The organism is Streptomyces sp. MnatMP-M17, from assembly GCF_900091995.1.
Taxonomy (GTDB): Bacteria; Actinomycetota; Actinomycetes; order Streptomycetales; family Streptomycetaceae; genus Streptomyces.
Genome location: NZ_FMDK01000026.1, coordinates 1 through 9,389, shown reverse-complemented (window position 1 = coordinate 9,389; position 9,389 = coordinate 1). Strand labels below are relative to the sequence as shown.

7 protein-coding genes are annotated in these 9,389 nt (G+C 69.7%); 6 read left to right on the top strand and 1 reads right to left on the bottom strand.

Annotated features, from left to right (window positions below; all coding sequences use genetic code 11):
• The first annotated feature begins 133 nt into the window (after positions 1-133).
• Positions 134-505, top strand: a complete 372-nt coding sequence (locus GA0115259_RS01615) for an Rv3654c family TadE-like protein (RefSeq protein WP_093589696.1) — start codon at positions 134-136, stop codon at positions 503-505.
• Between the two features lie 22 nt (positions 506-527).
• Here GA0115259_RS01615 and GA0115259_RS01610 read toward each other — a convergent pair whose 3' ends face one another.
• Positions 528-3,077 carry a DEAD/DEAH box helicase gene (locus tag GA0115259_RS01610; RefSeq protein WP_237539686.1) on the bottom strand — a complete coding sequence of 850 codons (2,550 nt, stop codon included), beginning with the start codon at positions 3,075-3,077 and terminating at the stop codon, positions 528-530.
• Positions 3,078-3,156: 79 nt separating this feature from the next.
• Between GA0115259_RS01610 and GA0115259_RS01605 the strand changes: the two genes are divergently transcribed.
• From GA0115259_RS01605 to GA0115259_RS01585, 5 genes are all read left to right on the top strand, one after another.
• Entirely contained in the window at positions 3,157-3,510 is a 354-nt protein-coding gene (locus GA0115259_RS01605) for an STAS domain-containing protein (RefSeq protein ID WP_003967428.1), read from the top strand.
• A 100-nt stretch (positions 3,511-3,610) separates the two neighbouring features.
• Positions 3,611-4,078 carry an ATP-binding protein gene (locus tag GA0115259_RS01600; RefSeq protein ID WP_093589693.1) on the top strand — a complete coding sequence of 156 codons (468 nt, stop codon included), beginning with the start codon at positions 3,611-3,613 and terminating at the stop codon, positions 4,076-4,078.
• 315 nt (positions 4,079-4,393) lie between these two features.
• Entirely contained in the window at positions 4,394-6,805 is a 2,412-nt protein-coding gene (locus GA0115259_RS01595) for a sodium-translocating pyrophosphatase (protein WP_093589690.1), read from the top strand.
• A gap of 265 nt (positions 6,806-7,070) precedes the next feature.
• Positions 7,071-7,658 (top strand): small secreted protein, encoded by a 588-nt coding sequence (locus tag GA0115259_RS01590; protein WP_066950788.1) that lies wholly within the window; start codon positions 7,071-7,073, stop codon positions 7,656-7,658.
• A gap of 130 nt (positions 7,659-7,788) precedes the next feature.
• Entirely contained in the window at positions 7,789-9,294 is a 1,506-nt protein-coding gene (locus GA0115259_RS01585) for a DUF7059 domain-containing protein (protein WP_256097873.1), read from the top strand.
• Positions 9,295-9,389: the final 95 nt, after the last annotated feature.

Here is a 9,389-nt window from a genome sequence, read left to right as displayed (position 1 = left end):
GGGTGGAGGCGCCGATGCCCGGGACGGGCGGGCTGGGCGTGACGCTCACGGCGGAGGCGGTCGCATCGGCCGAGGACGCCCTGAACGCCTCTGGAGACGGCATGGGAGGCCCGGTGCCGGCGGTGGTGGCGCCATGATCAGGGACCGGGGCGCGGCGACGGTATGGGCGGCCATGGCGGCCACCACGATGTGCGTGGTGTTCGCGGTGGTGCTGGCCATGGGACAGGCGGTCGTCGCCCGTCACCGGGCGGCTGCGGCGGCGGATCTGGCGGCCCTCGCCGCGGTGGACCACGCGCTGCTGGGACAGGCGGACGCCTGCCGCCGGGCGGCCGATGTGGCGTCGGCACAGGGTGCGGAGGTGGTCAGGTGCGGGCTGAGCGGCGGCATCGCGGATGTGACGGCCCGGGCGCCCTTCGGACCGTACACCCCGACGGTCAGGGCCCGCGCGGGCCCGCCGCTCGCGACGCCTCCGCCCGGAAGCGTGAAGGCCGGGGCCTTGAGATGACGGCTGACGGCTGTGAGAGGGCCTAGTCCATGGCGGGCGCGACCGACTCGGCCGCTGCGGCCCCTGAGACCGCCTGAGCAGCCGGAGTCCCTGGGTTTGCCGGGGCCGCTGGGTTTGCCGGGGCCTGTGGGGCGGAGCTGAGCAGTTCGGTCAGGAGTCGTACGGCGCCGCGCTTGTGCAGGGGATCGTTGCCGTTGCCGCACTTGGGGGACTGGATGCAGGACGGACAGCCGGCGTCGCACTCGCAGGAGGCGATTGCCTCGCGGGTGGCCGAGAGCCACTCCCGGGCCGTCCGGAAGGCCCGTTCCGCGAAGCCCGCGCCGCCGGGATGGCCGTCGTACACGAAGACCGTCGGCAGCAGGGTGTCCGGGTGGAGCGGTACGGACACTCCGCCGATGTCCCAGCGGTCGCAGGTGGCGAAGAGCGGGAGCATTCCGATCGAGGCGTGCTCGGCCGCGTGGAGCGCGCCTCCGAGCTGCTCCGGATTGACCCGTGCCCGGTCGAGCTGGTCTTCGGTGACCGTCCACCACACGGCCCGGGTGCGGAGCGTCCGTGGCGGCAGATCGAGCTTGCTCTCGCCGAGCACCTCGCCGGTGATGAGCCTGCGGCGCAGAAAGGAGACGACCTGGTTGGTGACCTCGACGGAGCCGTAGCAGAGGCGTCCGTCGCCCCAAGGGATTTCGGTGTCGGTTTCGAGTACGGAGATGGCGGTGGTGTCGCGGGCGGTGGTGGAGTATGGCGGGGCGGCCTCCTCGACCAGGGCGACCGAGTCGGCCAGATCGAGCCGCTTCACCAGATAGGTCCGGCCCTGGTGGAGATGGACGGCTCCCTCGTGGACCGAGGTGTGGGAGGCGGCCTCGTCGACCGTGCCCAGCAGTCTGCCGGTAGCGGCTTCGACGATCTGGACGGGACGGCCGCCCGTGCCCCGGATGTCGGCGAGGTCGGCGGCCCGCTCCCGGCGGGTCCAGTACCAGCCGGAGGCACGGCGGCGCAGCAGGCCGGCGGTTTCGAGCTGCGGCAGCAGTTCGGGGACGGCGGGGCCGAAGAGCGTCAGATCGTCCTCGGTGAGCGGGAGTTCGGCGGCGGCGGCGCAGAGATGGGGGGCGAGGACATACGGATTGTCCGGATCGAGGACGGTGGATTCGACGGGCTGCTGGAAGAGCGCCTCGGAGTGGTGGACGAGGAATGTGTCCAGCGGATCGTCCCGGGCGACGAGGACGGCCAGCGCTCCCTGCCCGGAGCGGCCCGCGCGGCCCGCCTGCTGCCAGAGCGAGGCGCGGGTGCCCGGATAACCGGCGATGAGGACGGCGTCCAGGCCCGAGACATCGATGCCCAGCTCCAGGGCGGTGGTGGCGGCGAGGCCGAGAAGCTCGCCGGAGTGCAGCGCGTTCTCCAGGGCGCGGCGCTCCTCGGGGAGATAGCCGCCGCGGTAGGCGGCGACCCGGCGGGCCAGGGAGCGGTCCACCTCGGCCAGACGTTCCTGGGCGATCACGGCGATGAGCTCGGCGCCCCGACGGGAGCGTACGAAGGCGACCGTACGGACGCCCTGGACGGTCAGGTCGGTGAGGAGGTCGGCGGTCTCCGCCGTGGCCGTACGGCGGACGGGAGCGCCCTTCTCGCCGTGGAGTTCGGTGAGCGGCGGCTCCCAGAGGGCGAAGACGAGTTCGCCGCGCGGTGAGGCGTCGTCGGCGACCTCCCGGACGGTCAGCCCGGTGAGCCGGCCGGCGGCCACGGCGGGTTCGGCGGCGGTGGCCGAGGCGAGCAGAAAGACCGGATTCGCTCCGTAGCGGGCGCATACGCGGCGAAGCCGGCGCAGTACCTGGGCCACATGCGAGCCGAAGACGCCGCGGTAGGTGTGGCACTCGTCGATGACGACATAGCGCAGGGAGCGCAGAAAGGAGGACCAGCGCGGGTGGGACGGGAGTATGCCCCGGTGCAGCATGTCCGGGTTGGTCAGCACGTAGTTGGCGTACTGCCGGACCCATTCACGCTCTTCGACAGGCGTGTCGCCGTCGTAGACGGCTGGGCGTACGCGGTTGCCGAGCGGTTCCGCGAGCGCTCTGACGGCGCGCCGCTGGTCGGCGGCGAGCGCCTTGGTCGGGGCGAGATAGAGCGAGGTCGTGCCCCGGCCGTTGGCGGCCTCGGAGCCGTCGAGGAGCGTGGACAGCACGGGAGCGAGATAGGCGAGGGACTTGCCGGAGGCGGTACCGGTGGCGATGACGACCGATTCGCCGTCCAGGGCGTGCTCGGCGGCGGCTGCCTGGTGGGCCCACGGATGGTCGATCCCGGCCTGCTGAATGGCGTTGATCACTTCTGGTCTGATGCGATCCGGCCAGACGGCATGACGGCCCGCCCGCGGGGGCAGGTGCTCCGTATGGGTGATGCGCGCAGCCCGGCCCGCTCCCGCGGTGAGCCGGTCGAGGACCGTACCGGGAGAAGGGCGCTCGGCCCCGGTCTCGGGGGGCCCGCTGGGGCTGGGATTCCTGGCCATCGGCATCGAGTGTGTCACTGGTGTGACGGACAATGGGCTCAAGGCGTCGTGCGCGACTGCTGGTAAGTGATTGAATGCCATCGCGGCTGGCGATACGTCCCCTGGCTCCGTCGGGGAGACCCGAGGGGCGACCGCTCGATAGCAAGGTGCTGGAGGATCCGTGGACCTGTCCCTGTCGACTCGCAATGTGTCCGGCCCTGGTGGCGACCGTACGGTCGTCGAGGTCGGTGGCGAGATTGATGTGTATACCGCGCCCAAGCTGCGCGAGCAGTTGGTCGAGTTGGTGAACGACGGCAGCTACCACCTGGTTGTCGACATGGAGGGCGTGGACTTCCTGGACTCGACCGGTCTCGGCGTGCTCGTGGGTGGCCTGAAGCGAGTGCGCGCCCATGAGGGCTCGCTGCGTCTGGTCTGCAACCAGGAGCGCATTCTCAAGATCTTCCGGATCACCGGCCTCACCAAGGTGTTCCCGATCCACACCACGGTCGACGAGGCCGTGGCGGCCACCGACTGAGGTCGGCCACAGCCTTCCGGAAGAGGGCAGAGGCACCGGGCGTTCCGCCCGGATGCCCTCGCTCGTGAGTTCGCACGCTCGTACGTTCGAGGGGGATCGCATGGCCACCGTTGAACTGCGCTTCAGCGCCCAGCCCGAACACGTCAGGACGGCCCGTCTGGTGGCGGCCGCCGTGGCGCGCCGGGCCGGAGTCGACGAAGCAGTGTTGGACGAGGTCAGACTCGCGGTCGGTGAAGCATGCAGCCGGGCGGTAGGGCTGCACCGCAGCCATGGCATCACCGCCCCGGTGAGAGTGGTGCTGACCGAGGAGGAGAAGAACTTCTCCATCGAGGTCGGCGACGGCGTCACCGGCACGGGCGGCGGTGCCGGTACCGGTGGTGGTACGGCCTCCGACTCGCCCGAGAGCGCTTCCTCGGGCGATCTGTACGACGGCGACGCCGAGGGCGAGGACGAGATGGGGCTCGCGGTCATCAGCGGGCTCGTCGACGATGTGGAAGTCACCACGGGAGACGACGGCGGTGTCATCCGGATGAGCTGGCCGACGGCGTCGGCTGTCACGATGCCCTGATCGAGCCAGGATGCCCTGATCGAACTGGTCGCGATGCCTTGATCGAATCGCGGCGGTGTGCTGATCGGACTGCCGGGATGCCCTGATCAGATCTCCCCATTGCCCTGCCTTGAAAGGCCCTGCTGAGCAGGGCCTTTCTTATTTCACCGAAGATCGTCGATCATTTTATCAATGTGTCTATCCCATTACCTATTTTCGGTGCGATCATTTGTGTGCGGATAAGTCAAGGTCGATTACATGTGGCGTGCTCTGTTTTGATCAGGTCCTGCTCCCTACAATCCGTCCATCTTGAACGCTGAGCGTCAAGGAGGACGAATGGCGGGGCACTTCCATCCACAACTGTCCGAACACCCCACTTCTCTCGCAGCCGCGATACTCACGGACGACAATCGGCTCATCGTGATCGTCATCGCGGTGGTCGCGCTGGCGGCTCTGTTCGTCGCCCAGCTCCTGGTGCGTCAGGTCCTGTCGGCGGGCGAGGGCACGGATTCGATGAAAGAGATCGCGGCGGCCGTCCAGGAAGGCGCGAATGCCTATCTGGCCCGGCAGTTGCGTACCCTCGGCGTCTTCGCCGTCGTGGTGTTCTTCCTGCTGATGCTGCTGCCGGCCGACAACTGGTCACAGCGCGCGGGACGTTCGCTGTTCTTCCTGGTGGGCGCGCTTTTCTCGGCGACCACCGGTTACATCGGCATGCGACTTGCCGTACGCAGCAATGTGCGGGTCGCCGCGGCGGCGCGCGAGGCGACACCGGCGGAGGGCGAGCCGGAAAAAGATCTCACGGCCGTTTCCCACAAGGCCATGAAGATCGCATTCCGTACGGGCGGTGTGGTCGGGATGTTCACGGTGGGCCTCGGCCTGCTCGGCGCCTCCTGTGTGGTCCTCGTCTATGCCGCCGACGCGCCCAAGGTGCTGGAGGGCTTCGGACTCGGCGCCGCGCTGATCGCGATGTTCATGCGTGTCGGCGGCGGGATCTTCACCAAGGCCGCCGACGTCGGAGCCGACCTGGTCGGCAAGGTGGAGCAGGGCATTCCCGAGGACGATCCGCGCAATGCCGCGACCATCGCGGACAACGTGGGCGACAACGTCGGGGACTGCGCGGGCATGGCCGCGGACCTGTTCGAGTCGTACGCCGTGACGCTGGTCGCCGCGCTCATCCTCGGCAAGGCGGCGTTCGGGGACTTCGGGCTCGCCTTCCCGCTGATCGTTCCCGCGATCGGAGTGGTCACGGCGATGATCGGCATCTTCGCCGTGGCTCCGCGCCGCGCCGACCGCAGCGGTATGAGCGCCATCAACCGCGGCTTCTTCATCTCCGCGGTGATCTCGCTCGCCCTGGTGGCCGTGGCGGTCTTCGTCTATCTGCCGTCCTCGTACGCCGGACTGGACGGAGTGGACGACCAGGAGATCCTCACGCACAGCGGCGATCCGCGTGTGCTGGCGCTGGTCGCGGTCGCCATCGGTATCGTGCTCGCCGCCCTGATCCAGCAGCTCACGGGCTACTTCACCGAGACCACCAGGCGCCCGGTCAGGGACATCGGCAAGTCCGCCCTGACCGGTCCCGCCACCGTGGTGCTCGCGGGCATCGCCATCGGTCTGGAGTCCGCCGTCTACACCGCGCTGCTGATCGGGCTCGCGGTGTACGGGGCGTTCCTGCTCGGCGGTACGTCGATCATGCTCGCCCTCTTCGCGGTGGCGCTGGCCGGCACCGGGCTGCTCACCACCGTCGGCGTCATCGTCGCCATGGACACCTTCGGTCCGGTCTCCGACAACGCCCAGGGCATCGCCGAGATGTCCGGCGATGTCCAGGGCGCGGGAGCCCAGGTGCTCACCGACCTCGACGCCGTCGGCAACACCACGAAGGCCATCACGAAGGGCATCGCCATCGCCACGGCCGTACTCGCCGCGTCGGCGCTCTTCGGCTCGTACCGCGACGCCATCGCCACGGCCGTCGCCGATGTCGGGACCGTGGCCGACGGGCTGACGCTCAGTCTGGACATCTCCCAGCCCAACAATCTGGTGGGGCTGATCCTCGGTGCCGCGGTCGTCTTCCTCTTCTCCGGGCTGGCGATCAACGCGGTGTCGCGGTCGGCGGGTTCGGTGGTCTACGAGGTGCGACGGCAGTTCCGCGAGCATCCCGGGATCATGGACTACACCGAGAAGCCGGAGTACGGGCGCGTGGTCGACATCTGCACCAAGGACGCGCTGCGCGAGCTGGCCACGCCGGGACTGCTCGCCGTCCTCACGCCGATCGCGGTGGGCTTCTCGCTCGGCGTCGGGGCGCTCGGCTCGTTCCTGGCCGGTGCGATCGGCACCGGCACCCTGATGGCCGTCTTCCTGGCCAACTCCGGCGGTGCCTGGGACAACGCCAAGAAGCTGGTCGAGGACGGGCACCACGGCGGCAAGGGCAGCGACGCCCATGCCGCGACGGTGATCGGAGACACGGTCGGAGACCCGTTCAAGGACACGGCGGGCCCGGCCATCAACCCGCTGCTGAAGGTGATGAACCTGGTGGCGCTGCTCATCGCGCCCGCGGTGGTGCAGTTCAGCTACGGGAGCGACGCCAGCGCGGGCATCCGTGCCCTGGTGGCTGTGCTCGCGCTGGCCGTCATCATCGGGGCCGTGTACGTCTCCAAGCGGCGCTCGGTGACGGTGGACGGCGGTGACGGCAGCGGCGGTGACGGTTCCGGCGGCGGGACGGAGAAGTCGCCGGACCCGGCTGTGGCGTCATGACGGCCGGTCGGGCGGCGTGCCGGGGCCCGTGACCGTACAGGTACAGGCATAGGCGTCAGGCCGATCGGTGGCTGAGCGGCGGGCGGGCGGCGTGGAGGGACGCGCCGTCCGCCCGTCGGCGTTCTCGGGAACGCACGGTGCGCGTGAGGTGTCTCTCCCTTGGTGCAAATGGCTGCAATAGCACACAGACTGTGCGACCTGGACACGGTTGTCGCCCACTTGGCGTGTATGTTCCGGGGCCGAGAGCCTTGGAAGGGACCATCCGGTGAACAAGAAGCTTGTGGCCGCGCTGTCCGGCGGTGCGGTACTGCTCATGACGCTGTCCGGTTGCAGTGACGACAGCGAGAGCAAGGTGAACGACTGGGCCAAGAAGGTCTGCGACCAGGTTCAGCCCGAGCTGAAGAAGATCGGGGCCGCCAACACCTCCATCCAGCAGGCGACCTCGGACAGCACCAAGCCCATCGACGTCCAGAGGACCGACTCTGCGGCCTTCCAGTCCATCTCCGGCGCCTACAAGGCGCTGGGCTCCGCCGTGAACAGCGCGGGCGCCCCGCCCGTCACCGACGGCGAGAAGACTCAGCAGGAGGCCGTCAAGGAACTCAACGCCACCTCCACGGCGTACGCGGGCCTCCAGAAGAAGGTCGACGAGCTCGACACGAAGGACCAGGCGGACTTCGCCGACGGCCTCAAGGGCGTCGCGGACGAACTGGACAAGCTCAGCAGGAGCGGCGACAAGGCGCTCCAGAAGCTTCAGTCCGGCTCTGTCGGCAAGGCGATGGCGAAGCAGACCGGGTGCCAGAAGACGCCGCCGACGAGCGCCGGGGCGACCGGCTCGTCGGTGAACGGCGGCTAGGAAGCCTCGGGAAGCATCAGAATCCGTCGGGCTCCGTTGGACGCTCTCGAACATGACATCGCGGCCCGGTCCCTCGAACGGAGGGACCGGGCCGCGGGCCGTTGTCAGTGGGAGCCGACACAATGGGCGGGTGAGTACGACCAGCCTTCCCGCGCCCGACCACTCGCCCCGACTCCGTGCGGCCCTGCTCGCCGCCGATTTCACCGTTGACGGCCTGCTCGATCTGCTCGGCGCGCCCGCGTACGCCGCGCTGGCCCGCAGCGAGACCGTGCCCGCGCTGCGCGCCACCCGTGGCGACACCTCGCTCGAAACGCTCGTACGGCTCTTTCTGCTCCAGAAGCCGGTCCCGGAGGAGCGTGCGGCGGCAGCGCTGCCGTTGGAGGAGGCGCTGGCCGACGGCTGGCTCGTATGGGACGGGCAGGAGGTCCGCGCCACGGTGGACGTCCGGCCGTACGGCGGGCCGGAGGGACAGGACTGGTTCATCGTCTCCGACCTGGGGCTCGCCGTCGGAGGTGCCTCGGGCGCGAGCGGCCATGACGAGGGAGTGGTGCTCGGCGTGGGCGGGGCTTCCACGACCCTCGCGGGGATCACCGTACGGACACCCGTCGAGAAGGCGCTCGATCTCGGCACCGGCTCCGGTATCCAGGCCCTGCACGCGGCCCAGCACGCCGTACGGGTCACCGCCACCGATCTCAATCCGCGGGCGCTCGGCTTCACCCGGCTGACGCTGGCTCTCTCCGACGCGCCGGCCGCCGAGCTGCGCGAGGGTTCGCTCTTCGAGCCGGTGGGGGACGAGACGTACGACCTGATCGTCTCCAACCCGCCGTTCGTCATCTCGCCCGGTGCCCGGCTGACCTACCGGGACGGCGGGATGGGCGGGGACGATCTGTGCCGCACGCTCGTCCAGCAGGCGGGCGAGCGGCTGCGCACCGGCGGATTCGCGCATTTCCTCGCCAACTGGCAGCACGTGGAAGGGGAGGAGTGGGAGCAGCGGCTGCGTTCCTGGGTGCCGGCCGGCTGCGATGCCTGGATCGTGCAGCGCGAGGTCCAGGACGTGACGCAGTACGCGGAGCTGTGGCTGCGCGACAGCGGTGACCACCGCGAGGATCAGGAGGAGTACGCCGCGCGGTACGAAGCGTGGCTGGACGAGTTCGAGGCCCGTAAGACCAAGGCCGTCGGCTTCGGCTGGATCACGCTCAGGAAGTCGGGCGCCGAGCGGCAGTCGATCGTGGTGGAGGAGTGGCCGCATCCGGTCGAGCAGCCGCTCGGCGAGACCGTACGGGCCCATTTCGAGCGGCAGGATTTCCTGCGCGCGCACGATGACGCGGGCCTTCTGGCCGGCCATTTCCTTCTGGCACCCGAGGTTGTCCAGGAGCAGGTGGGACTGCCGGGCGCCGAGGATCCCGAGCATGTGGTGCTGCGGCAGCACCGGGGGATGCGGCGGGCGACGAAGGTCGACGCGGTGGCGGCCGGGTTCGCGGGTGTCTGCGACGGGAGGCTGAGCGCCGGGCGGATTCTCGACGCGATCGCCCAGCTCATGCAGGAGGATCCGGTACTGCTCCGTGACCGGACACCGCAGGCGATCCGACTACTGGTGGAGGAGGGCTTCCTGGAACCGGCACCGACTTCGTTCTGACGCTCCGACGCTCTGGCATGACCGGGGCCCGGCGGGTCCTGGCCTTTCCAGCGCCCGCCCCCAGCGCCCGCCTCCAGCGCCCGCCTCCAGCGCCC

Bases quoted from the DNA above. Each gene is read 5' to 3' on its own strand.
- GA0115259_RS01615 (WP_093589696.1), top strand. From the start codon at position 134: ATGATCAGGGACCGGGGCGCGGCGACGGTATGGGCGGCCATGGCGGCC.
- GA0115259_RS01610 (WP_237539686.1), bottom strand. From the start codon at position 3,077: ATGGCATTCAATCACTTACCAGCAGTCGCGCACGACGCCTTGAGCCCA.
- GA0115259_RS01600 (WP_093589693.1), top strand. From the start codon at position 3,611: ATGGCCACCGTTGAACTGCGCTTCAGCGCCCAGCCCGAACACGTCAGG.
- GA0115259_RS01595 (WP_093589690.1), top strand. From the start codon at position 4,394: ATGGCGGGGCACTTCCATCCACAACTGTCCGAACACCCCACTTCTCTC.